The sequence below is a fragment of the Shewanella piezotolerans WP3 genome, assembly GCF_000014885.1.
GTDB lineage: Bacteria > Pseudomonadota > Gammaproteobacteria > Enterobacterales > Shewanellaceae > Shewanella > Shewanella piezotolerans.
Window position 1 is genome coordinate 2,623,945 of the sequence record NC_011566.1, and the last position, 23,710, is coordinate 2,647,654.

At 40.1% G+C, this 23,710-nt stretch carries 20 protein-coding genes; 12 read left to right on the top strand and 8 right to left on the bottom strand.

The genetic code is table 11. The features are described 5' to 3' along the window. Nucleotides 1-35 precede the first annotated feature (35 nt). Nucleotides 36-683 carry a hypothetical protein gene (locus SWP_RS11255; protein WP_044555861.1) on the bottom strand — a complete coding sequence of 216 codons (648 nt, stop codon included), beginning with the start codon at nt 681-683 and terminating at the stop codon, nt 36-38. Nucleotides 684-1,023: 340 nt separating this feature from the next. Here SWP_RS11255 and SWP_RS11260 point away from each other — a divergent pair, with 340 nt between their 5' ends. Further along, nucleotides 1,024-2,784, top strand: coding sequence for an acyl-CoA dehydrogenase family protein (locus SWP_RS11260; protein ID WP_020912601.1), 1,761 nt, complete (start codon nt 1,024-1,026; stop codon nt 2,782-2,784). Nucleotides 2,785-2,913: 129 nt separating this feature from the next. Here the strand turns inward: SWP_RS11260 and dacB are convergent, their stop codons facing one another. Together dacB and SWP_RS23890 are read right to left on the bottom strand one after the other, a co-directional pair. Next, nucleotides 2,914-4,305 carry a D-alanyl-D-alanine carboxypeptidase/D-alanyl-D-alanine endopeptidase gene (dacB, locus tag SWP_RS11265; RefSeq protein ID WP_020912602.1) on the bottom strand — a complete coding sequence of 464 codons (1,392 nt, stop codon included), beginning with the start codon at nt 4,303-4,305 and terminating at the stop codon, nt 2,914-2,916. 30 nt (nt 4,306-4,335) lie between these two features. Next, nucleotides 4,336-4,515, bottom strand: a complete 180-nt coding sequence (locus SWP_RS23890) for a hypothetical protein (RefSeq protein ID WP_020912603.1) — start codon at nt 4,513-4,515, stop codon at nt 4,336-4,338. A 258-nt stretch (nt 4,516-4,773) separates the two neighbouring features. On the opposite strand from SWP_RS23890, the gene SWP_RS11270 reads away from it, so the two are divergent. The 4 genes from SWP_RS11270 to SWP_RS11285 all read left to right on the top strand — a co-directional run bounded on the left by SWP_RS11270 (nt 4,774) and on the right by SWP_RS11285 (nt 7,650). Continuing rightward, nucleotides 4,774-5,106: a DUF1904 family protein gene (locus SWP_RS11270; protein WP_020912604.1), complete on the top strand. Its 333-nt coding sequence runs from the start codon at nt 4,774-4,776 to the stop codon at nt 5,104-5,106. Nucleotides 5,107-5,116: 10 nt separating this feature from the next. Then, nucleotides 5,117-6,430 carry a CDP-diacylglycerol--serine O-phosphatidyltransferase gene (pssA, locus tag SWP_RS11275; RefSeq protein ID WP_020912605.1) on the top strand — a complete coding sequence of 438 codons (1,314 nt, stop codon included), beginning with the start codon at nt 5,117-5,119 and terminating at the stop codon, nt 6,428-6,430. A gap of 87 nt (nt 6,431-6,517) precedes the next feature. Continuing rightward, complete coding sequence (locus SWP_RS11280; RefSeq protein WP_020912606.1) at nt 6,518-7,276, top strand: tRNA-uridine aminocarboxypropyltransferase; 759 nt, start codon at nt 6,518-6,520, stop codon at nt 7,274-7,276. 104 nt (nt 7,277-7,380) lie between these two features. Beyond that, entirely contained in the window at nt 7,381-7,650 is a 270-nt protein-coding gene (locus SWP_RS11285; RefSeq protein WP_020912607.1) for a hypothetical protein, read from the top strand. 32 nt (nt 7,651-7,682) lie between these two features. On the opposite strand, the gene SWP_RS23470 is transcribed toward SWP_RS11285, so the two are convergent. Next, entirely contained in the window at nt 7,683-7,808 is a 126-nt protein-coding gene (locus SWP_RS23470) for a LuxR C-terminal-related transcriptional regulator (RefSeq protein ID WP_266197932.1), read from the bottom strand. A gap of 66 nt (nt 7,809-7,874) precedes the next feature. Between SWP_RS23470 and SWP_RS11295 the strand changes: the two genes are divergently transcribed. Next, a protein-coding gene (locus tag SWP_RS11295) for an IS3-like element ISSpi1 family transposase (RefSeq protein WP_143711153.1) occupies nt 7,875-9,025 on the top strand; the annotation gives its coding sequence in 2 pieces (ribosomal slippage) (nt 7,875-8,112 and nt 8,112-9,025; 1,152 coding nt in all). On the opposite strand, the gene SWP_RS11300 is transcribed toward SWP_RS11295, so the two are convergent. The 3 genes from SWP_RS11300 to SWP_RS11310 form a co-directional block, all read right to left on the bottom strand. After that, entirely contained in the window at nt 9,022-9,522 is a 501-nt protein-coding gene (locus tag SWP_RS11300) for a response regulator transcription factor (protein ID WP_020912609.1), read from the bottom strand. The genes SWP_RS11295 and SWP_RS11300 overlap by 4 nt on opposite strands. Before the next feature lie 7 nt (nt 9,523-9,529). Further along, nucleotides 9,530-11,179: a sensor histidine kinase gene (locus tag SWP_RS11305; protein WP_266197933.1), complete on the bottom strand. Its 1,650-nt coding sequence runs from the start codon at nt 11,177-11,179 to the stop codon at nt 9,530-9,532. 265 nt (nt 11,180-11,444) lie between these two features. Beyond that, nucleotides 11,445-12,611, bottom strand: a complete 1,167-nt coding sequence (locus SWP_RS11310; RefSeq protein ID WP_020912611.1) for an FAD:protein FMN transferase — start codon at nt 12,609-12,611, stop codon at nt 11,445-11,447. Between the two features lie 202 nt (nt 12,612-12,813). On the opposite strand from SWP_RS11310, the gene SWP_RS11315 reads away from it, so the two are divergent. The 5 genes from SWP_RS11315 to SWP_RS11335 all read left to right on the top strand — a co-directional run bounded on the left by SWP_RS11315 (nt 12,814) and on the right by SWP_RS11335 (nt 21,530). Further along, nucleotides 12,814-14,145 (top strand): FMN-binding protein, encoded by a 1,332-nt coding sequence (locus SWP_RS11315; protein ID WP_020912612.1) that lies wholly within the window; start codon nt 12,814-12,816, stop codon nt 14,143-14,145. A 31-nt stretch (nt 14,146-14,176) separates the two neighbouring features. Beyond that, nucleotides 14,177-15,217, top strand: coding sequence for a porin (locus SWP_RS11320; RefSeq protein ID WP_020912613.1), 1,041 nt, complete (start codon nt 14,177-14,179; stop codon nt 15,215-15,217). 312 nt (nt 15,218-15,529) lie between these two features. Continuing rightward, nucleotides 15,530-16,279: an RluA family pseudouridine synthase gene (locus SWP_RS11325; protein WP_044555863.1), complete on the top strand. Its 750-nt coding sequence runs from the start codon at nt 15,530-15,532 to the stop codon at nt 16,277-16,279. Between the two features lie 288 nt (nt 16,280-16,567). Continuing rightward, nucleotides 16,568-19,147 carry a M1 family metallopeptidase gene (locus SWP_RS11330; RefSeq protein WP_020912615.1) on the top strand — a complete coding sequence of 860 codons (2,580 nt, stop codon included), beginning with the start codon at nt 16,568-16,570 and terminating at the stop codon, nt 19,145-19,147. 388 nt (nt 19,148-19,535) lie between these two features. Further along, nucleotides 19,536-21,530 carry a bifunctional metallophosphatase/5'-nucleotidase gene (locus SWP_RS11335; protein WP_020912616.1) on the top strand — a complete coding sequence of 665 codons (1,995 nt, stop codon included), beginning with the start codon at nt 19,536-19,538 and terminating at the stop codon, nt 21,528-21,530. Between the two features lie 124 nt (nt 21,531-21,654). On the opposite strand, the gene SWP_RS11340 is transcribed toward SWP_RS11335, so the two are convergent. Beyond that, complete coding sequence (locus SWP_RS11340; RefSeq protein WP_020912617.1) at nt 21,655-22,698, bottom strand: tyrosine-type recombinase/integrase; 1,044 nt, start codon at nt 22,696-22,698, stop codon at nt 21,655-21,657. 404 nt (nt 22,699-23,102) lie between these two features. Here SWP_RS11340 and SWP_RS11345 point away from each other — a divergent pair, with 404 nt between their 5' ends. Further along, nucleotides 23,103-23,618 (top strand): hypothetical protein, encoded by a 516-nt coding sequence (locus SWP_RS11345; protein WP_020912618.1) that lies wholly within the window; start codon nt 23,103-23,105, stop codon nt 23,616-23,618. The last annotated feature ends 92 nt before the right edge of the window (nt 23,619-23,710 follow it).

Below are 23,710 nucleotides of genomic sequence, written 5' to 3' on the forward strand. Positions count from 1 at the left end.
CTAGCACGCCTAACCAGCATGAATGCCGAGTTTTATTAAAGCTCGTAGCTATAGGAAATACTGAGCTTGTTATCAGTACGATAGTTATCTTCTGAGTAAGATCCCATAAGTCTAACACTATGTTTTGATGTGATTTTATAACTGGCGCCAGCACCTAGCCAATAGCTCGAGTAATCATTTGAACCAATAGAGCCACCCACATAAGTAACAAGGGACCATTGAGCATCAATAGGCCGAATGGCGAAAGCACCTAAATAGGCGCCGGTACTGTTATCGTTGCCTCTCTTACCATCGACAAAGCTGACCCCCGCCATCGGGAATACCATCCATTTTCCGGTATCGACCCCCATCAATGACAAAGAGACGTAAGTGCCAAGATTATAAGTGTTTCGTTCCTCATGGCCATTTAGATAGGCATTCAAAATGCCTTTTTCAAATAACCAAGAGCCGCCTAGCTGCCATTCACTCGCATCAGCATTAATTTGACCACGTAGCATTCTTGTTTCGTCAAGACCGATTGAACCGTTAAAGGTAAGTTCACCATCGTAACCCGCGCCAAGTTTAGTCATTATGCGAGTTGGATCATCTAAATGCTTTTGTTTCGCTTGCTCTGCAACGAGCTGTGGGGAGACTGTCAGTAATGCCGTGGTTATAACAAACCGAATTTGATATTTGAGTTTCATCGCGCTCTCTGTCTTGGGAAGTTTAAACGGCTTTGTGAGGATATTTCCAGTTGGCGGAAGGGTATAAGACCACGAGTGCCTAAACAACTAGTGAATCTTACAGTTTAGTACTGCCTTTCCAAAATAATGAGTTATCTCAGCTTCCGCATTGTTTGACATTTAATGCAACAAAAGGGGGGAAAGAAACCTTAATACAAGGCTTAATGGGGTTACAGCTTATTGTGAATTACATGAGGGGAAACGACGATTGGCGGGGAGGTTTTCACGAGAAAAGGCTTCCTTTTTTGATATATCTGATAAATTGAAACATCTGTTTAAATCTATCGTTTAAGAGCATAATATGAATCCCTACAACGCCCCATTAGCAGAGATGCGATTTCTTCTTGAAAACGTATTTGATGCACCTAAAACTTGGTCCGAATTACCTGCAATGGCTGAGTCCGTTGATATGGATACAGCGGCAGCCATTTTAGATGAAGCAGACAAAATCAGTCGTGAACTTATTCATCCTATTAATCGCAACGGCGATGAGCAAGGAGTACGTCATGAAGCTGATAAGGTGATCACACCTGATGGCTATAAAGCGGTATATGACCAATATGCTGAAGGGGGCTGGGTCGGCTTATGTGGCGACCCTGACCTAGGGGGGATGGGGATGCCAAAAATGCTTGGGGTCTTGGTCGATGAGATGGCTTACAGTGCGTGTAATGCCTTCACGCTTTATGGCTCGTTAACCGCGGGAGCTGCGTTGGCGATTCATGCCCATGGCACTGAGGCGATCAAGCAGCAATATTTGCCGATGATGTACAGCGGTGAGTGGGCTGGTGCGATGGATATGACAGAGCCTCAAGCGGGTTCTGACCTGCGCAATATTCGCACTAAAGCGGTACCGAACGAAGATGGTAGTTACAAGATTACTGGTAGCAAGATATTTATTACTGGTGGTGATCATGATTTAACTGAGAATGTCATTCACTTGGTATTGGCAAAGCTGCCTAACACCAACGGTATATCGCTATTCCTTGTGCCTAAAATTAAGGTTAATGATGACAACAGTCTAGGTTTACCTAATGGTGTGTCTGTAGGGTCAATTGAGCACAAAATGGGGCTTAAAGGCTCTGCGACCTGCGTCATGAATTTTGATGATGCTGAAGGTTATCTCATTGGTAAGCCGAATCGCGGTTTAGTGTGTATGTTTACCATGATGAATTACGAGCGGTTAGCCATAGGTATTCAAGGTCTAGGGACTTCTCAAGCTGCTTATCAAATGGCCGCTGACTATGCTAAAGAGCGTGTACAGGGCGTGGCTGCTGGGGGCTCACCAACAGGTGCCACGAGCGATCCTATCTTAGTACATGGTGATGTCAGACGTATGTTGTTAACGGTAAGAACGTTAACTGAAGCGGGACGCGCACTATCAGTTTACACAGGCCAGCAGTTAGATCTAGCAAAGTATTCAGACAATGGTGAAGCAAAAGCCAAAGCGAGCCGCTATGTCGGCTTACTAACGCCAGTGTCTAAAGCCTTTTTAAGTGATCGTGGTTTAGACGCAGCGATCATGGCGCAACAAGTGTTTGGCGGTCACGGTTACATTCGTGAAACTGGTATAGAACAACTTGTGCGTGACACTCGAATAGCACAGATTTATGAAGGCACAAATGGCATCCAAGCAATTGATTTCTTAGGCCGTAAAGTCACTGGGGATAACCTCAGTACATTGACTGAATTTGTTGAAGAGCACACCGCAAATATTGCACAATTTGATCACGTATCAAGTGAAGATAAAACAACAGTATTGGGTCTATTTGAAAAGCTCATTAAAGTTGCAAGCGATGTTAACGAGGCAAAGCTTAAGCAACCGGCATTAATCAATGCTTGCGCTGTGGATTTTCTCGATGCCTTTGGATATAGCTTATACGGCTATTTCTGGATGGCGATGACATATGCTGCACATGATCATGAAGACAGTCGCTTTAAGCAACAAAAGCAACATTTAAGCCGCTTCTATTTCGATAAATTGATCGCAAAAGCTGACTACCATCTATCGCAAGTTGCGGCAGGCGATGCCTCTATCATGGAGATTGATGAGACTTTATTTTAAGCAGAAGCTAAAAAGGTAGGGTAAGAACCTAAAATAACCAGCATTCAAATTAATTGAACGCTGGTTTTTTAGTATCTAGTATCTAATGAATGAGCTAGGATTTAATCAAGAGAAGAACGATTGTTGAAATTACTGCTCGGTAAGCTGTTGTAGTATAGATACATCAAAGCTTGGTTTTGCTGACGGCTCTTTTTCAGGGCTGACACCATTTTGTAAAACAACGAATGTCGCCGTTATTTTATCGCCATTCTTAATGAAGCCCGCCATATTTGATACGCCTAACATCGAGCCCGTTTTTGCCAAAACTTTTCCTTTTAGGGAAACGTTTGCGTAACCTTTTCGATATTTCAGTGTGCCGCTTTCTCCTGCAACAGGCAGTGAGTTTATAATGTTTGTATAGGCAGGATTATCTCTAACTAGGGCTAATCCTTCAGCGATTTGATTTGCACTTAATAGGTTATAGCGAGACAAACCAGAGCCATCGACTATGTGAGCGTTTGATAAATCAATTCCTTGTTGTGTGAGAATAAGTTTCATCGCTGCACTTCCACTAGCAAAAGTACCAGGCGCACCGTAGACTTGCTGCCCTAAGCGCTTCAAAAGGCTGTCAGCGATTAAGTTATCTGACTTTAACAACATAGTAGCTATTAAATCTGTTAATGGCTCAGATTGATGCTCAGCGACTGATAGCGAATAAGCAGGAAACTGACTAGCGATTAATACCTGACCGCGAAGGACAATTTTAGTGTTTTTGACGATTTGAGTGAGTTTATCTTTAGCAAAGCGAGCGGGATCTGTAATGGCTATGTTTAGCTTTAAAGGTTTGCTACCTGGATAACAGCCATCTAACCTAAAATGGTTATTTTCAAGACGAGCCAAGGTCAAATCGCATATCGGTTGTTGTAAGCTTTTATCAAATACGGCCCTGCTTTCTATGCTCACAGGTTCGCTGCCAACAATTTTAACCTCTCCAGCATCATCAGCAAGCCTTGGTACAAATTCCGCTTTAAAGCAATTTTCATTAATAATAAAACTAGATACTGGGGCTGAGTAACAAATCCCCAAATCATCCCATACTCGGCCCGGAGCATGTTGCAACTCATACTCTTCACCGACAAGGTAAATATTACCGGTAATAAGGGCCAAACCCTGTTGTTGCAATTGAGCAAACAAGCTCTCAATATCTAGGGATGTTAGTGTTGGATCGCCTGAGAATAGAATATAAACGTCGCCGTCTATCTTGCCATTTTCAATCGGCGTTTTGGCAAGCACTTTAGTTTGATACTTAAACTGATCACCGAGCGAAGCGGTCGCTGCGATGGCTGTTAGCAGTTTCATCGTACTAGCTGGGATAAACATTTTGTCTGAATTCTGATCCAGCTTGGTGCTGTTTTGATGATTGCTGTACTTAATTGCAGTAAGGGCGCTGGTATCTGGCAATATAAGCTTGATATCATTGGCTGCAACGTTACTTGAAAACGTTAGCAGTATGGCCGACGCTAAAATTTTTCTAAGGTTCAATTGGGGATCCTTGGCTAAAAGTGAAAAGGTTTAGTCGGGCTTATCTGAATCATCTTTTTCCATTAAACGATAAAGCTTTAACGTTACAAACAGCACTAAACCAAAGAAAAGTGGCAACATGAGCAACCCTAGCTGCGCTTTAAAGTGAAATATAGCCCAAGCGCCTAACAAAACGCCTAAAAGAGTCAATAAAGATTTAAAATTCATCATGTTCTCGATGATTGAAAGTAAGTTTCGATGGTATCAAATGAACATTATAAATGCTGTGATCACTGAGTTAATTCGTCATTGATAGACCGCTTTTAAGGCTACAGCGCATCACCTTTAAGTATTAGCTTTGGCTAAAAATATAGCTAAACCGCCATCTATATGCAGTTTTATGCGTGCTACAGCGCTATTCAGTAGAAAATACTTGCCGAAAGCAGCTTAAATCGGTAATTTCTATGCCCTTATCTAAGAGGATTCTTGATGCCACATATTAGAGTTTATGGAATGTCGCAAAGCATTGTTGCTAACTTAAGCGACACACTGATCGACATTCTAGCTGAAATTTGTCAGGCAAAGGCTGAATCATTCATTATCGATTGGATTAATAGTCAAAGCTATAGACGTGGACAAAGCGTAAACGATACAGCTCAAATCGAAGTGTTATGGTTCCCTAAAGATCCCGAAACACACCATCGTGCCGAAAGGGCTATTCGAGAAGCCGTTATTTGTGCTTACCCGGAGCTTAAACATACCGTTGTTATGTTTAGAGAGTTAACGCCTAGCACTTATTATAAAGATGGTAAGCATTATTAAGGAGAGAGCCTTGCTGAGTAAGCTAGGTGGTATACCGCTACAATCTGAATCCTTACAGTGGTTGTTGACGCCTAAAGCGTTAAGAGCTGAGCTGTTAAAGCGTATAGAAAGCGCCACGCATTCAGTTTACATCGCAGCACTTTATCTTGAAGATGATGAGGCGGGCAGGGAAGTACTGAATGCTTTAATGGCTGCTAAACAACTTAATCCCGAGCTTGATATTAAAGTGCTGGTTGATTTTCATCGCGCTAGACGTGGATTGATCGGTCACAAAGGTGATAGCGGTAACTACTTCATGTATCGCAAAGTCAATGAAGCTGCAGAGCACCAAATCGATATACTTGGCGTACCGGTGAAATCTCGCGAGTTTATGGGCGTGCTTCACTTGAAAGGCTTCATTATTGACGACGCCGTTATCTTTAGTGGTGCTAGTCTCAATAATATCTACCTGCATCAAAACGACAAGTATCGTTTTGACCGTTACCATATCATTGAGTCAAGTGAGCTTGCACGCAGTATGCGTGAAATGATCTTGACGTACTTAGTCAACGATGTCGCCGTGAGTTCATTGACTCAACCGAAAGATGCAGAACGTTTACCGACTAAAGTTGAAGTCAGTAGTTTAAAACATCGTTTGTCCAAAGCAGAGTATAAGTTTGCTTCGACAAAGATAGGTAACCGTGTAACGCCCCTTGTTGGCTTGGGACGAAAGAAAAACCTGCTAAATAAAGTCGTAGTAGCGATGGTGGAGGAGTCAGAAGAAGCACTGTTTATCTGCACGCCTTACTTTAATCCTCCCTACATATTAGTGAGGGCACTTGCTAAGCATTTACGTAATGGTAAGCGTATTGATATCGTTGTCGGGGACAAAACCTCTAACGATTTTTATATACCGCCTGAAGAGGAATTTTCGACTATTGGCGCATTGCCATACATGTATGAGCAATCACTCCGAAAATTTGCTAAACGACAGCAATGGGCGATTGAAAATGGTCAATTAAATATTCACCTCTGGAAAGATGGTCGTAATAGTTACCATTTAAAAGGGGTGAGTGCAGATGGTAAACGTCACCTCATTACCGGTAGCAATCTTAACCCTAGAGCTTGGGCATTAGATTTAGAGAATGGTCTGTTAATTCAAGATGACAATGAAAGTTGGAAACAAAAATTCGAAGAGGAACAAACCCATATTCTGGAACACACTGAAAGGTTGTACCATTATTCTCAAATCGAAACGCTGCATAACTATCCTGCTCCAGTTAGGAAAATAATGAAACGTATTAAACGTTTAAAAGCAGATTTTTTGTTAAGACGTATACTCTAATTAAGATGCATTTACACTGATAAAAGCCTGCCTATGAGTAGGCTTTTTTCTTTTGGGCACCAACGATAACCGGATAGATCTTTACACATGACTTTGCCAAAACATGCGATTCATCATTTATATGAATACAGAAAAGCGATCTCCTCTAAGCCTTTTACTGCTAGAGGTAAGAATGTTGTGCGCTGTCAATCATGTCTGTTGGCTGAGCAATTTTGTACTTGTTGCCAGCGTAAACAAGTTAGTAGTGAGCTATCTTTTATGCTAATCATGTATGATGATGAAGTATTAAAACCGAGTAATAGTGGGCGATTAATCGCCGACATTATCCCTGATACCCATGCGTTCATATGGTCGAGAAATGAGCCGAATAAAAAAATGTTATCGATAATAAACGATCCTAAATATCAAGCTTTCGTTATCTTCCCATCAGAATATGCCGTTGAAAATCAAACGGTAATTAACCGAGTTGATAAATCTAAACTACCAAATGGCAAACATCCACTGTTTGTCGTACTCGACGGTAGTTGGCGTGAAGCGATAAAAATGTTTCGTAAAAGCAGCTATTTGCACCAGTTACCACTACTTTCGTTTTCGCCAGAATTCGCAGCGAGTTATGCATTAAGAAAAGGAGCCAGAGAATTCCAACTCGGTACTGCTGAGGTTGCTGCGCTTGCATTAAATGTCGCCGGAGAGCCTGCTAATGGCCTTGTATTAGAAGCTTGGTTTGAGTTGTTTGTTGAATCCTCACTTCATGGAAGAAGTCGCAATAGTCGAGATAGCGCTATAATTGGTGAACTTCAGCACCGTTTCCAAGAGGCTCATGCTTTGTCATTAGTAAACGCTTGATAGTTATCAAAGGTATAAAGATCTACTTGAGCTAAAATCAAAATATTGAATTTATTGTGGTTTACGATATGCTCTAAGTTCGATGTTCAAATTGGAGGCAGATTATGGCACAACGTAACCGTACATTTTTCAACCAAACCTCCAATACACATGCACCGTGTAGTTTTTCTATTTTGGTTTCGGTAGTAGTGTTAAATATGATCTATTCAAGCGCTTTTGGCGGCGTAAACCAACAGGGCGTTACTGCTAAAGAAAATCCAAGCTTAATCGCCAAAAGCCGTTACAGTGCTGGGTTGATATGTAAAGACAGAGGTTGGGAGTTTTGTGCTTCATGGGCGAATATAAAGCGAATTCCAGGTAGCCGCATAGCTTAAAAATAAGCCTCTTCGCTTTAAGCTGTTATAAACTAGTACTCAGAGCTTTTCCCCATTAAATAAGCAAGCTCAGCGATATTACTTACCTGCATTTTTTGCATTACTTTTTGTCTATGTAACTCTAAAGTTCTTTGTGCTACGTTTAATTCAGCGGCCACCTGGTAAGCCCCTAGAACAGTAGACACTTCATAGAGTTATACTTAACCAAAAATATGAGGTGTTACATGCGCGGAAAACGATATCCAGATGAGTTCAAAATAGAAGCTGTTAAACAAGTCACTGAGCGTGGTTATCAAATCGCAGATGTTGCTGATAGATTAGGCGTCACTTCCAAAAGTTTGCACAACTGGATTAATAAGTTTGATAAGCCGGAAAAGCAACACATCACCATTGATAATCAACAAGACGAAATACGTAAACTCAAGGCTGAACTACGTCGCGTAACCGAAGAGCGAAATATCCTAAAGGAGGCCGCCGTGTACTTTGCAAGCGAGTCAAAGAAAAGTACACGTTCATAAAGTCTAGGCTCAAGCACTACCCAGTAAAAACCCTATGCGAAATACTTGGCGTTCACCGCAGCGGCTTCTATGCCTGGCTTAAGGAGCCTCTGAGTCGCAGAGCTACTGAAGATAAGCGACTACTAGGTAAAATTAAACAGTATTGGCTAGAAAGCGGTTGTGTGTATGGCTACCGAAATATCACTTTAGACCTTAAAGATGATGGTGAGGCTGTTGGAAAAAATCGGGTATATCGGATCATGAGAACAGCTGATATTAAGGCTGTACGTGGCTATAAGCGCAATCCAAGTTTTGGCAGAGGCGATGTTAGTCATACAGCACCAAATACGTTAAATAGAGGGTTTGACATCGCTGAGCCCAATAAAGTTTGGGTGACCGACTTTACCTATATTCGGACTCATGAAGGTTGGCTATATCTCACTGTTGTTATCGATCTATTCTCTCGACAAGTTGTCGGTTGGACAATGAAAAGTACAGCTAGAGCTGACCTAGTTATTGATGCGCTACTGATGGCGGTATGGAGACGCACTCCAACAGAAAAGGTGCTTATCCATTCCGATCAAGGCGTGCAATATACTTGCTCTGATTGGCGCAGCTTTCTTAAAGAGCACAACCTGGAAGCGAGTATGAGTCGAAGAGGAAACTGTCATGATAATGCAGTTGCTGAAAGCTTTTTCTCATTACTGAAAAAAGACAGGATTAAGCGAAAAGTCTACAAAACCAGAGATGAAGCGCGTGCTGAAATATTTAACTATATCGAATATTTCTACAATCCAGTGCGGCATCATGGTAGTAATAACGGACTGTCTCCAATGAATTTTGAAAAGCAGTATTATGAGAACTTAGAAAGTGTCTAGAAAACTAGGGGCTTACCAACCACTTTATTCAGTTTTCCTTCCAATACCTTTTCCATTACCTCATATTCTCTTGGAGTCAGTGTTGCGAGTTTAGTTTCCAAGGCTTCTCGAGCTAAGTTTCGTTGCGTGTACTGCATCGTTTGTATTTTTGCTTTTTCCAGTAATGATAGGAGTTTATCTCCATCAACAGGCTTCTCGAGGAAATCAATAGCACCTTTTTGGATTGCTTGTACAGCCATGGCTATATTTCCATGGCCAGTTAACATTATCACGGCGATTGGACTTTGCAGTGTTGTTAAGTGGCTTAGTAAGGCACTTCCATCCATTCCAGGCATTTGTACATCTAAAATAGCAATACCTGCTTGGGTAATATCCGCGCTACTTAAAAAAGCATCGGCGGACAAAAAGCCTAAAGGATCATAGCCGAGTCCGGTTAACATCCAAGTCAACGAGTCGAGTACATCTTGATCATCATCGACCAAATATAATCTGCACAATGTTGTGTTACTCCAGTGGTAGGGTGATAGTTAAAGTTAAACCTATATCTCGATTATTACAGGCACTGATCTCGCCATGATGCTCTTCTATTATGCGTTTACAAATTATCATACCTAGGCCTAATCCATTCTTCTTTGATGTTTCAAATGGAAAGAAAAGGCGTTCTAATTCTTGCGGTAACAGACCTTTACCGTTATCAGTAAATTCAATTTTTACTTGATCTCCAACTAACGCCATCGTTATAAATAATTGAGGCTTTGCAACGTCCTCCATTGCATCGAGAGCATTACGTATTATATTGACAAAAACCTGTTGCAGTAGACTCGCATCACCAGTGATGCCGATGTTTTCTAATGTTAACTGCGGATTTAGTTTAACTCTTGAGAATTCTGCAGCCATTAGCGTTAATGTATCGTCAAGGATCATGTTAATATTGCAGTGGCTCATAACACTTGGTTGATGGCAAAAATTTCTGAAGCGTTGAATTGTTTCTTGGGCGCGATCTACTTGCTGGATTGCTTTAGTCATTGCTTCTTTAAGCTCAGTCTGTTCTGCAGACAAGCGGTAGATACAACCTTGTGTTAGATAACGGATCCCGGCTAGAGGTTGATTGAGTTCATGAGCAATACCAGATGCCATCTCTCCGGTTAAAAGCACTCTTTGTGCTTTATAAAACTGTTCAGTTTGGGTAAATAGCGCGTCTTGGGTCATTTTATGCTGATAGATTTCAGATTTTAAGTCGTGAGTCCGCAAAACCACTAGTCTCTTAACTCTTAAATGATGTAAATAACCGAGAAACAGAAAAATAAAACCTGCAATAACCCATGGAAGAGCAGTTTTAAAAATTGAGGTCCAGTTTGTTACAAATGGCCATTGCTGCAATTGCCTTAATAGCTTAAATACACTGCTATCATTTACAGTCGCTGACCAGGAATCATATCGGCCATAAAACGCGGCATCGTCCGTTGCATGAATAGAAAGTAAGGATTTAATCACTTTAGTCGCGAGTCGATGATCCGTTTTACCTAATTTTGAAAAAGAGTAATAGGGGTATAGCTTGCTTGAACTCTGACATTTAAGTTCCGTTGATGGTTTGGTTAACACCACTTTTAGTGTCGTCGCTGAGATTTCACGGTGCTTAATGGCATTCTCTAATACACAGGTAGGCAAAATAGCGATATCAGTATCACCAGCTTCGATCATTGAAAGTAGTTTATTTTGCGGAAAACCGACAAAATCTAACTGCTTAAAGTCATCAAATGGATTAAGACCTTGTTGCGCCATTTGCCCTGCAAATATTTGAAAGCCACCAAATGCTTTTCGATCAGTAGAAACTACTTTTAACTGACTAAGATCAGTAACGCTGTTTACTTCAAGTTCCTGATGAGTGACTAGTGCTGAACCTACTGCAAATGCGGGGTTACTGGACATCAAAGGTACCAGTGTTAGTAGGCTACTAGTACCGTGGTCTTTTTTATAACTGACCGCTGTTAACGCATTAGTGATAATGAAATCTACTGTTTTTTGTTCTACGGCTTCATCTAGCTCTGTAGGGGTTAAAACAACCAATTGGACCGGGGTGTCTAGATCTGTTTCCAAACGGGTAATTGTTGGTTGCCAACGCGAGAGGACTGCTTCAGTGTGTGCAAATGCCAATACACCTATCCGTAAGGTTTTTGTATCGCTAGCATAGCTAAACGTGGAAAAACAAAAATATGCAATGATAGCGATGAGGCAAAATCGGAAATCCATTAAAATAGTTAGCATGGGGTGGTAACTGCATTATGGCGCAATAATGGCTTTTTTGCTAAATATAATGCTATTAAGTGAAAAAACTCACATCTATTATAATTATGCGGAAAACCACTATATAAATTAATATTTATATCATGCCAATGAATAAACGGTATATTTATTGTTTTTAGTCAGCAACTTTAAGTCGATAGCGATCAAATCCATTACTTTCCATTTTTATTCCATCTTCAGTCAAATACCAAACAGCTTCAATGCCTGGATTGCTATTAACATAATCAAGAGATTGTTGATAAGGCATTAGAAACAACATAGTTGATATAATGTCAGCATATATCTGGTTGTTATTCATAATTACTGTCGTTGATATACCAGTACGCTTAGGCTTTAGTGTTTTTGGGTTGATCAAATGATGATACTCTTTACCGTTAGCAAGGTAATATCGTAGATAATTACCGCTAGACACTAAGGTTAAATCCTTACCAGTAATAATTTCATGATATTGCTCTGTTAACGTTTGGCAACGTGCTAACTCGTTGTTATATTTTTTGCATATAGGGTTTTCTATTGCGGTTGTGAACTCTCTTCCTTGTGGATGGAAACCATAATGTCTTATGTTACCACCAGCATTAATCATAAAGTTTTTAACCCCATCTTTTTTAAGCTGTCGGTATACCATTTCAGCCATCCAGCCTTTAGCAATGCCGCCTAAATCTATACTCATCCCTGTTTTCATTTGTATTGTATTTTCTTTTTTATCTAACTGTATGTTATTAATATTTACCAGTTTAGCAGCGTTTATGAGCTCTATTTCTGTCGGCGTTCCACATTGTTGTAGTCGCTTGGTTTCACCTTTGCACTGGGCTCTATAACCTCGCCAAAGATCAATCACGGGAGAGAGAGCTATGTTAAAGTAGCCATCCGATTTTTTATACCACTCAATACTTTCTTGTATCATTGCAGTTAATTCTGGCGAAATTATATGCTTTTCAGCCGGGGTGTTGTTGATTGTTTTTACATTCGTCACATGAGGATAGGTACTATAATTTGATGCAAGGTAATGATATTTTTGTATGACATGCAGAGCATTGCACATAATTTTTTCCGAACTATTCTCTCCATATATATTGATGCTTATTGAGGTTCCAAAATATTTTAGAGTCGTCAAGTTTTTCCCATAATCAGTCTTTGTTATTATTGCGTTGCCTTCGCAGCGGTACGGTTCACCGTGCGTATCGACAGTAATGACTTTGAATTCTGGTGCTTCAGGCTGTGGTAGTAACGCAGCTTGTGTATATGTAGATAATAGTAATAGGGGTAATATATATTTCTTCACGTAACAACCTTTGACTTTAAGTGGCTGACTTTATCTTTTAATTATTAACATGTGATTATTAAAATTTAAAAAAACAATGCGCCAAATGTTATCTCTGTCAAACAAATAGAATAAACCTTTCTTTATTGCGGTTTTCCGCAATTGTCGAAAACATTTAACCTTTTATGCTGTTAGCAATGAAATAACATTTAAAGGTTTTAATATGAAATTTAATCGTAAGCTTGTATTTAGTGCCGCTACTATTATGACAATGACTTTAGCGGGATGTAGCAATACAACGCCCCATGGAAAATATGTCGATGGAATACATGATGTATCTGCGAAAGGTAAGAAGAGCATTATTACGCTCACCGTAGAAGTGAAGAATGGCCACATAGTTGATATTAAAACTAAATCACAGAAAGAGACTGAATCACTGTATTTGAATGCTGAGCGGTTATTGTCAAAAGTGGTTTCCAATAATGGCCAGGAAGGTATCGACGCTGTATCAGGAGCAACTTACTCTTCCAATGGCATATTAAAAGCGATTAATACCCTCCCAAGAGTAGACGGTACGACACCAGAATATGTACCAGTAGGCTCTAAAGAAGCCTCAGGAGATGACGCCTTTAAGTTGAAATGGTCTATTCAACCACAATTAGGCTTACTAAAAGGTGATTATTATTATCAAGAAGCACGCTTCCGTCAGGGACATATGGGGAGTGTTGCGATCGTAACTGACACTAGTAATGCCAAAGACGTGATATTTGCTGAATTTAATGAGAGTGGCCGTCCTAACTATTACACTCGCCTGTACCAAGATGTGCCTAAACGCATGTCTGAATACAACTTTTCTATGGGGAAGAAAAAGGGCACTGCTTGGGTGCAGTCAGCGCTTACCATGGAAAAGTTAATGGTTGAACAAGACAAGTTAACTTTTGAATTGAATCCTGATTTTGATCCTGCCTTAGCTAATAAATTAAAAGAACCTAATCGCTTAAAGTATGCCGGCATTGACGTTGTAGCGGGTGCATCCAATAGTATTCAGCAATCAATGGTACCGCTCACCGCTAAAATTCATGCTCAAATATATGGAGAGGGCACAGAGCAGTTATTTTATCAACATGCAGAAAAGCTGCTTGATGAAAAAGGTAAGTGGACTGGAGTGACTGCATTACTTCGTTTAGTGGTAGACAAGAATAGTAAGCAGATCACTAAAGCCCATTACGACGAGATTTTTGCTGATGAGAAAAAATTGATCAGCGACGCCTCATTAAAGAAATTCTATCGTCAGTCTAAATATGAATCTATTAATTATGCTGAGCCAGCAAGAATTGGCTTTAACGTCATGATTGATGCGCTAAATGATCACCTACAGCAAGGTGGTTCACTGTTCCTCATTGATGATCTTCCTGCAACGGGTGATAGCGGAAGTTACGCGTCGACTGGATTTACTAAGCGTTCTGATGCTTGGGAGCACTATCTAAAGCAAGCGAACATTCTTTACCAACAGATGCGCCAAGACAACGTAATTGTAGAACATAAAAAAATCTAGATTAATAAAATTAAATAAGTAAAGAGATACAATGATGAAAACAATGAAAATAGCTTTGGTTGCCGTTGCTGTTCTAACCTCACCAAGCGTAATGGCTGATGCATATAAATTCTATGGCAGCATAGATTATTCGATTACCAATTCTGATAGTGGTAGTGCTACCCACAATGGCAAGAGCGGCACTGTGTTAGAAAATAACTGGAGTCGTTTAGGGATTAAAGGTGATGCTGCACTGACTCAAGACTTTAGTGTTTTCTATCAGATTGAAGTAGGGGTTAATGGTGCGTCACAAGATAAAGGCAGCAATCCTTTCTCTGCTCGCCCGACGTTCCTAGGGATAAAACACAGTTCTTATGGACAGCTAGCGGCTGGTAGAATTGATCCTGTATTCAAAATGGTCAAAGGAACAGCAGATGCCATGGATATGTACTCGATGAAACATGACCGTTTGTTTGCTGGCGACAAGCGCTGGGGGGATTCACTGCTATATAGAACTCAAAAATGGAACAATATACAGTTTGGCGCTAGCTATATTATGGAAGATAACTATTACGCTGAAGATGACATTCGACGCGACAATGGCAATTACCAAGTGGCAGTGACTTATGGTGATAAGCACTTTAAGAGTAGCAATTTGTACTTAGCTGCTGCCTATAACGATGGCATAGAAGATATCAAAGGCGTTCGAGCCGTTGCTCAATATAAAGCGGGTAACTTAATGCTGGGTACTATCTACCAAAGCTCTGAATTGGTTAACCCTAACAAGACTAACTGGGAACAAAGAGATGGCGACGGCTTTATTATTAGCGCAAAATATCAAATCGACAAGCTATTACTAAAAGCGCAATATGGTCATGACGATTCAGGTACTGGTAAAATCGCTGGTCGAGTTTATGACGCTCTGGGCGAAGCCGCAACCGATGTTCCAGAAGTTTCACAGTGGGCAATAGGCGCAGAGTATCGTTTGAGCAAATCGACACGTATTCACACAGAAATTGGTCAGTTTGATGTAAAACAGTATTCAGATTTTGACGATACCATTGCAAGTATTGGCTTTAGAATAGACTTCTAAAGCACTGGAAATAAATTAACCCCATAGAAGGCGCAGGGAAGCGCTTTCGACTGAGTAATTTGCTATTTATTCTCTTTTCTTCATATCTTTTACTTAAGGCCCTAAGTCGGTTTATTCAGATTGCCGCATAGCTATGCATCTAGGTTGAAAATATCTCGGGATTACATTTCTAATAATGACTTTTTACTCAGCATTGTGACTAGTTGTAATGTTGGCCTTATATATATTTTTGTTATTGTTAAAGTCCGTTATCGTAATGACTATTCACCCGATAAACTGTAACTTCAGTCGTTGAATCGCCAAGCATGCTGTATGATTGTTGCCTATTTTATTGTACAAACGGTTTCACATATGTCCCAAGTGGTTGATGATTTTATTGCGCCTCCTTGTTATGAAGAGATAACCATTCTCTACCAAGATGAGGTGATGCTTCTTATTAACAAACCATCTGGATTGCTGTCATTATCAGGTAAAAATCCAGCAAATCTTGACTCTGTACATTACCGTTTAGTTAAGCTGTTTCCAGGCTGCTCTTTGGTGCATCGGCTAGATTTCGGTACGTCTGGAATAATGGTTATCGCGCTTAACAAGGACATCAATGCGTTACTATGTCGTCAATTTAGTGAACGAAGCGTGCTAAAACGCTATACGGCAATATTACTCGGTGAGCTCAAAGAAGATAAAGGCGTGATTTGTGCGGCAATCGCTAAAGATAAGCCTAATTTTCCATTGATGAAGCTATGTGAGCTGGAGGGCAAAGCTGCGCGCTCGCTCTATCAGGTTTTATCGAAAGAGTATTTAGGAAGTGCAAATTCGGCTGCGGAAAGAGCCCTTGATGAAGTTAGTGTGACAAGAGTTGAATTGACTCCTGAAACAGGCAGAACGCATCAACTTAGGATCCATAGCCAGTATATTGGCCACCCTATAATAGGTTGTGATCTTTATGGCTCGGCTTATTCACGTCAGCTTGCATCAAGACTGATGCTGCATGCTACTAGGCTAGAGTTCGATCATCCGGTTACGGGCGTAAGAGTGCTTGGTTACAGCCCATGCCCCTTTTAACCTGTATTTTGGCCTTTTAGTATTAATTGTTCTCAACTTAATCAATAGTGAATGACTTTATACAACTCCCTTTGTGCTAGTCATGAATTGTTACAACATGCTTTGGCTCACAGTATGTTGTCGCTCCCTCTGCTGTTAAATATTTGTTATCTTATCTGGGTAAAGCGTTACTTCCTGTAAAACTTCTAGCCAGTTTTACGTGATTATCGCTACTCTCTTAGCCAAAAATCGATGCCGACTAAAGCATGGAAGCTCGATTTAGTGCAAAACAAGAAAATAGGAATTTACATGTATAGAGTCGTCACGGCCTCTTTGGTCACACTTTCTTGTGTAACTAGCTTTAATACTTATTCTAACGAATACGTATTAAGTAAAGTTGCCGAACCTATCACGCAGTCGGTGAAGCTTAATTTAGACCCGCAAAAAGACAATTTTTCAGGTAGCACCTCAATAGAACTCATTGTTAAAGAGCCTACTCAGCAACTGCAGTTAAACGGTTTAGCATATACCGCCAGCAATATTTTGTTAGCAGGTGCCAAAGACTGCCAAATGGCTGCAACAATGCAAGACACTGGTGTTGTTTTGTTTGATTGTAAGCATGTCATTGAACCTGGTAAATACCATCTTTCCATGGATTTCACAGCGCCCTATAATAGGCAATCAGTTGGTCTTTATAAGACTATTGATGGTGGGCACCCCTACCTATTTACTCAGTTTGAAATGAGTGATGCACGCCGAGCCTTTCCAAGCTTTGATGAGCCAGGCTATAAAATCCCGTATCAAGTGACTATTACAGCACCGAGCACTGAAAAAGTTTATAGCAACACTCCGGAGCTATCCGTTAAAGAAGAGAATGGTTTAACCACTCATGTTTTTAAACAAACTAAACCTTTGTCGTCTTACCTTGTTGCATTTGCTATAGGGCAATTTGAAGAAATAGAAGTCAAAGGTATGAAAGTTCCAGGTCGAGTGATTACGACTAAAGGGAAAATTGAGTTAGCCCAATACGCTGCTAAGAAAATGCCAGAGGTATTGTCGGCTTTGGAAGATTATTTTGGTGTTGATTACCCTTATGAAAAGCTAGATACTGTTGCGGTGCCTGAGTTTCCTTTCGGTGCAATGGAAAATGCAGGCCTAGTGACCTACAGAGAAGACATTCTGCTAATCGATGAAAAAAATGCCAGCCAAAATAGTAAAGAGCGAGCAGTATCGATCATCGCTCATGAGCTAGCACACCAATGGTATGGCAACTTAGTTACCATGCAATGGTGGAATGATCTCTGGTTGAACGAAGCATTTGCTAGCTGGATGGCAGCAAAAATTACCCATCAAATTCACCCTGAGTTTGAATCTGACCTTTCTCTTTCAAAAAACTATGTGATGGCTATGGATGCAAGGGTTTCGACAAAACCTATCCGTAAGCCTATTAAAACTGAAGCAGACATAATGGATGGTTTAGGCCTAGCTTATAGTAAGGGTGAAGCTGTACTTGATATGGTGGAAAACTATATTGGTGAGCAAGAGTTTAAAGCTGGTATTCGTCAGTACATTAAAGATCATGCTTTTGAGAATACTCAAGCGGACGATTTATGGAATGCGCTTTCAAAATCTTCTGGTAAGGATGTCGGTGCTGTATTAGGCACTTTCATTGAGCAGTCTTCTTATCCTTTAATAAAAGTCGATCTTAAAGACAATAAGCTAACACTAACACAAAGCCGATTTGTTACCGCTGGAACAGAGGCTAAAGACCAGACTTGGACAGTGCCTGTTTCTATCAAGTTTGGTAAAGGTGACAAGGTTGAACACAAAACGGTTTTGCTAACGAAAGAGAGCCAGACTGTAGCGCTAGCTTTCGCACCAGATTGGATTTACCCAGATTCAGATGCAATGGGTTACTATCGCTGGTTATTAGAAGAAGCGCAGATGCAATCTCTACTCGCCAATGCTAAAACACAGTTAACACCACGAGAGCGTAAAGCATTAATCTCATCTGCAGACGCATTACTTGATGCAGGTTTCGTTTCTGGTGGCGAGTTGCTTAATATCCTTGGTGAGTTCATTGACGACCAACATCCAGAGATAGTTTCTACTGCATTAGGCTATCTTCAGTCTCAAAAACGTACATTTATTGATGAAAGCAACAAAGCACAGTGGGCAAACTTTATCTCTCAGCGTGCGAGTAGTGCTATTGAAAAATACGGCGTAGAAGCAAAAGCCAATGAAAAAACCGCAATTAGTAAGCTTCGTCCTACTTTGATCAACTTATTGGCGTTTGAAGCGAAAGACAAAGACATTATTGCAACAGCGACTAAGCAAGCTAAGGCGTATATTGCAGGAAACAATAAAGTAGACCCATACCTTATCGGTACTTATCTTACCGTGGCAGTGTTTTACGGTGATGAGCAGTTGCTAAATCTCGTAAAGAGTGAGTTTGAGAAGACTAAAGATCCACAAAAACGTACTCGTTTAATGAGCGCCTTAGGTTATGCTCCTACAGAGAAACTGCAAGATGATATGTTAGCTTATTCACTGACAGATAAGATCAATGCTCCAGATTTGAGATATGTTTTGTCTGGGCAGTCATATACTGAAGCGCGCCGATTACGCTTTAGAAATTGGGTTTATGCTAATTACTCAACGATAAAACAAAAACTGCCTCCATTTGCGGTAGCAAACATTCCGTATTATACCGGTTCGGGCTGTGAGTTAAGCTCACTTGAAACGACCGATAAGTTTTTTGCGCCTAAGTTGAAGGCTAATCCAGAGTTTAAACGCACGCTGGCCAAGTTAGATGAGAGCGTTCGTAATTGCGTAAGTCTAAAGCAACGTGAACAAGCAAGTGTAGCCACTTACCTTAAGCAATTCTAAAGTAAAACGTTTCGAATAAAGCCAGCTTAAATGCTGGCTTTTTTATTTAACATTTACACCAGTGTTTGGATTTAGTTGTCATTTTATCGCTCACAAATAAGCAACCTACTACAGCACCTCTCAAAACAATACCTCAACAGCCGGACGGTTTTTAACACTTCAAAGCCTCGAGTTAATCGACTAAATGAATCAACTTCTGCGATTGTCAGCTCTTATATTCCCAAAGGTATTTAATTGCTAGCTCTTTATACTTATTGCAACTATTGAAGCCCTACAGTATGTAGCTAACTTGTTGTATATGTTGATTTTACAGGGCGTTAACTAGAGTGGTTTCTCATATGGACTTCTGCTATTTTGTCGGCGGGTCCTATATAAAGAAGAAAATAAAATGAAACTACAAAAAACAGTTATAGCAGTAGCCTTACTAGCGGCGTTATCTGCTTGTTCAAACGATGATGATACAAACCAGGGGGATAAAGGGTTTAACCTCACTATTGCTCATATCAATGATACTCACTCAAACTTTGATCCAGTGAAATCTAGCTTTACAATGGGGAAAGATGGCGAGGTTGTCTTTAATGAATTTGGTGGATATCCAAGACTACTTGAAGCAGCAAATGAGATTAAAGAAGAGACTAGCCAGCCGTTACTATTTTTACATGGTGGTGATGCATGGCAGGGCACCGCGTACTTTAAACTAAACGAAGGTACGGCAAACGCAGATTTACTTTCCCAAATGGGATTAGATGCAATGGCATTGGGTAATCACGAGTTTGATTTAGATACGAGTAAACTTGCTAGCTTTATCGATAGCGTTAACTTCCCGCTACTAGCTAACAACATGGATGCAGGTTTAGACTCTGCATTGAGTGGCTCTACAAACCTAAAACCTTATCAGCTATTTGCATTTGATGGTGCTACAAAACGTACTATTAGTGAAGTGACTGAAGCTAATGACAATGAGCAAATCGTTGCTGTTATTGGTGTTGTTTTAGAAGATATGCCCACTATTGCAACGGGTACTGGTGACGTTAAATTTGAAAATGAAATCGCCTTCACCCAAGTAACAGTTAACGCACTGAAAGCCCAAGGCGTAAATAAAATTGTAGTGTTATCTCATATTGGTAATGCGCGAGATATCGCATTGGCTGAAGGTACTACTGACATAGATGTTATTGTTGGTGGTCATTCTCATACATTATTGGGCGATTTTACTGACTTAGGTCATGGTGATAATGGTGTATATGCTCAGCTGGTAAAACAGAAAGATGAAGTAGGGCAAACATGTATTGTCCAAGCAGGACAATATGCACAAGCTATTGGTAAGGTAGATGTAAAGTTTGACAGTGAAGGTGAGCTTTTGTCTTGTGCAGGCCAAAACACACTGCTGACCAACGAAGAGTTTTACAATGATGGTAAACGTGAAGAAAGTGATCTGCTTACTGGCGCCGATCACGAAAAAGTAGCAAGCTTCATTGATGAAAACGTACTTATCGATGATGTCGAAGAAAATAACGATATGCGTGTTCATATTGATGCTACCTATAAACCTGCACTAGAAGAAGCATACGGTGAAGTAGTGGCAAATGCTCCACAGGAGATAAATCATGAGCGCCGCCCTGGTGACGGAGGAACAGACAAACACGGTTCTGATGTAGCGCCATTAATTGCGGAAGGTATGGTCTATTGGGCAAATCAAACTGATGTTAACTCTGTAATCGGTAAGAAGGTGCAGATCGGTTTAGTCGGTGCTGGTGGTGTACGGACTGACATTGCATCGGGCGAATTTAGGGAAGGGCATGCAAGCCTAGAACTACTGCCATTTTCTAATTATCTATCAGTGTTGACGATCAATGGTGAGGTATTAACTGAGCTATTAACTTCAACGATTGATGCGACACTTCCAGTCGGTAGCCATGCCGGTAAATTCCCTTATGTAGGCGGTATGCGTTATACCTTTACTGAAGAGGTTAAGAATACCAGTGGCAACATTAGTTCTATTGACATCAATACTGGAACAGAAACAGAGCCTCGTTGGGAACCAATTAGTAGTGCCACCGACTACGTAGTCATAGTTAATAACTATAATGCTAGTGGTAATGATGGATGGAATGCATTAGGTGATGCTCAATTGCAAGCAACGGACCGAGTTGATCTTGTTAAAACTTCAACGGGTTATAAAGCTTATAAAGTTGATCACTTAACCTATAATTCAACCGAGAATACTTATAGCGTTGTATACGCTGATAGTGCACCTAGTTGTGATGATAATGGCACTGATATCTGTAATACAGATGCACTTTCGTTCATAGATTATGCTGAAGAAAAAGTTGTTTTAGAATCGTTACCATTTGAATCTACAACAGTGATCTATAAAGACTAAATACATTATATATTGTAAAAGTATAGTTTGATAAATTATAAAGGGGCACTCTTGTTAGAGTGCCCCTTCTATTTAAGATAATAATAGCTTTCTGTATTCAACAATAATAATACTTGATAAGTTGCTAATCATTAGGTTTCAAATAATGATTTAACGATCTTGGATCGGTATGGCCAGTACGCCCCATGATGTAAAGGTGATCTTTATTGTTTTCATGTAGTTGTGTAACACAACCGCTTCTTAAACTGTGAGCGCCATAAAACTTAGGATCTAAATCAGCCTTATTACAGTAGCGTTTTATCAATTGGTAAATGTCATCACCGCGTAAGAAACCTTTACCTGAGTTAGCATCTAGTACTTGATAGTCTCTAATATATCTTCCATCTCTAGTTAGTGATCTAAATAAGTGACCTTCTTTTATTTTTGCCGCATTGAGCCAGTCTTTTATAGGTTCATAAGCAGAAAATGTTTCACCTTTAGGTAGCACTTTCCACTCCCTTTGACCTTGCTGATTACTTTTAGAGTAGGGCAGCCGAACTTTGAGCTTGTCTCTTAAAAAACTTAAATGATTGACTTTTATATTCGCTAATTCGGACCGCCTAAATCCTCCTTGAAAACCTAACAGGATAATTGCTTTATCACGTTTTTGGGTCAGAGGCTGACTTTGGTTTTCAATTGCTTGAATTAATATTTCTAATTCTTCATACATGATCGGTTGTTGATCGTAGTCTGAAACTATTCGAGTGTGATTACGCATAAGTCCGCGCATAACTCGAGTCACTAAAGGATGCTCAGTTGGAGATGGTGTACCTGATTGAATATGATAAAAACGAATTGCGGCTAATCGACTATTGATAGTTTGAGTCGATAGCTGGTGGCCACTCTTCGCTTGATAAAAATCTTTTTGATGACCGATAAATGAAATGACAGTTCTTGGATCGGCTGGGATTGAGCTACGCCCATGAGCGTCACAATAAGCTTTAAAAATGCCAAAGCTTGAACGATAGACTCGCCGAGTGTTGTTAGAAATTTCATAACGGGTTTCTTTGGCTGCACTTTCAAAATCATTAAGCATCGAAATTGGTAGTTCAGCTTCTTGGTAAAAGTCATTGTTACTGCTAGTGCTCGATACTTTATTGGAAATGGGGCTAATATGCTTTCGACTCATTTCCTAACTTACCTCTTTATATATCGTTAATTTATGGATTTAGCACCAATATAGGCAGGATAGTTTATCTATTTATTAGCGTAGCTACCAGTGATAATCGTCATTATCACTGGTAGTGGTTAAGTTACAAACAAATACGATCACAATAAGTAGATTTAGCGGGAATAATGAACTGTAAAAGCTATAGGAATAAAGGCGTTAGCCCGTATAACACTATAACTGTATTGTTCACTAGATTGCCTGACTTAGGCCATAACTATCAACGGACTCGGTAAAACATTACTATGGTTATACCATTTTAAGTTTATGACAAAGGCAAGCAATAAACACTTGTTTAACCGTCACTAATTTAATATTCTACTTATTAAAATGGTTTAACCATTCTTATAAAATGAGTGATTAATATGATGGATGATACAAAGCAAGAGTGGCAATACCATGGCAATAAACCGATAAAGGGCCGTAAACTGTTACTGCTTCAACAAAGTGAACTTGTTTTAGCATTACCACTAATCTTTAGACTCATCCCTAAAGAACAAATTTTAAAAAGATTAGCTTGGTTTGAAAGTAGCGCAGGTTCAGAATCACAATTCCTAGAAATATCCAAATTACTTTCCTTAGTGACTCGAAAGCGAAAACAAAAAATGGATTTCAGTGTGGAATTAGAGCAGCTGAATCTATTTTTAAACCAATATTTTAGCGACTACGGATGGCGTATGGTGCGAAAGGAACTGGCCCAGATCAAAAAGCGTAAGAAAAAATCCCACATAGAGTTAAGCAATGACCTTGTTTATAGACTCAAAGCATTTATGTCATTAAAGCAACTAGACAGTTTTGATCAAGCGTTAGATTTTCTGCTGAGTGAGGTTGAACATATTGAGACCAATGTAGAGCATAAGTTTGAGTTAGCTGATAGTTAACAGGGTTACATTTGAAAAGGGGATGCTGGCATTGAGCTGACCTCATTGTCATAATACGACTTTGCCATAAACAGAAAACGCTATGACGTATG

Bases quoted from the DNA above. Each gene is read 5' to 3' on its own strand.
- SWP_RS11280 (WP_020912606.1), top strand. From the start codon at position 6,518: ATGACTTTGCCAAAACATGCGATTCATCATTTATATGAATACAGAAAA.
- SWP_RS11345 (WP_020912618.1), top strand. From the start codon at position 23,103: ATGATGGATGATACAAAGCAAGAGTGGCAATACCATGGCAATAAACCG.
- SWP_RS11285 (WP_020912607.1), top strand. From the start codon at position 7,381: ATGGCACAACGTAACCGTACATTTTTCAACCAAACCTCCAATACACAT.
- SWP_RS11330 (WP_020912615.1), top strand. From the start codon at position 16,568: ATGTATAGAGTCGTCACGGCCTCTTTGGTCACACTTTCTTGTGTAACT.
- SWP_RS11270 (WP_020912604.1), top strand. From the start codon at position 4,774: ATGCCACATATTAGAGTTTATGGAATGTCGCAAAGCATTGTTGCTAAC.
- SWP_RS11260 (WP_020912601.1), top strand. From the start codon at position 1,024: ATGAATCCCTACAACGCCCCATTAGCAGAGATGCGATTTCTTCTTGAA.
- SWP_RS11340 (WP_020912617.1), bottom strand. From the start codon at position 22,698: ATGAGTCGAAAGCATATTAGCCCCATTTCCAATAAAGTATCGAGCACT.
- SWP_RS11315 (WP_020912612.1), top strand. From the start codon at position 12,814: ATGAAATTTAATCGTAAGCTTGTATTTAGTGCCGCTACTATTATGACA.
- SWP_RS23890 (WP_020912603.1), bottom strand. From the start codon at position 4,515: ATGATGAATTTTAAATCTTTATTGACTCTTTTAGGCGTTTTGTTAGGC.
- SWP_RS11325 (WP_044555863.1), top strand. From the start codon at position 15,530: ATGATTGTTGCCTATTTTATTGTACAAACGGTTTCACATATGTCCCAA.
- SWP_RS11320 (WP_020912613.1), top strand. From the start codon at position 14,177: ATGATGAAAACAATGAAAATAGCTTTGGTTGCCGTTGCTGTTCTAACC.
- SWP_RS11335 (WP_020912616.1), top strand. From the start codon at position 19,536: ATGAAACTACAAAAAACAGTTATAGCAGTAGCCTTACTAGCGGCGTTA.
- SWP_RS11255 (WP_044555861.1), bottom strand. From the start codon at position 683: ATGAAACTCAAATATCAAATTCGGTTTGTTATAACCACGGCATTACTG.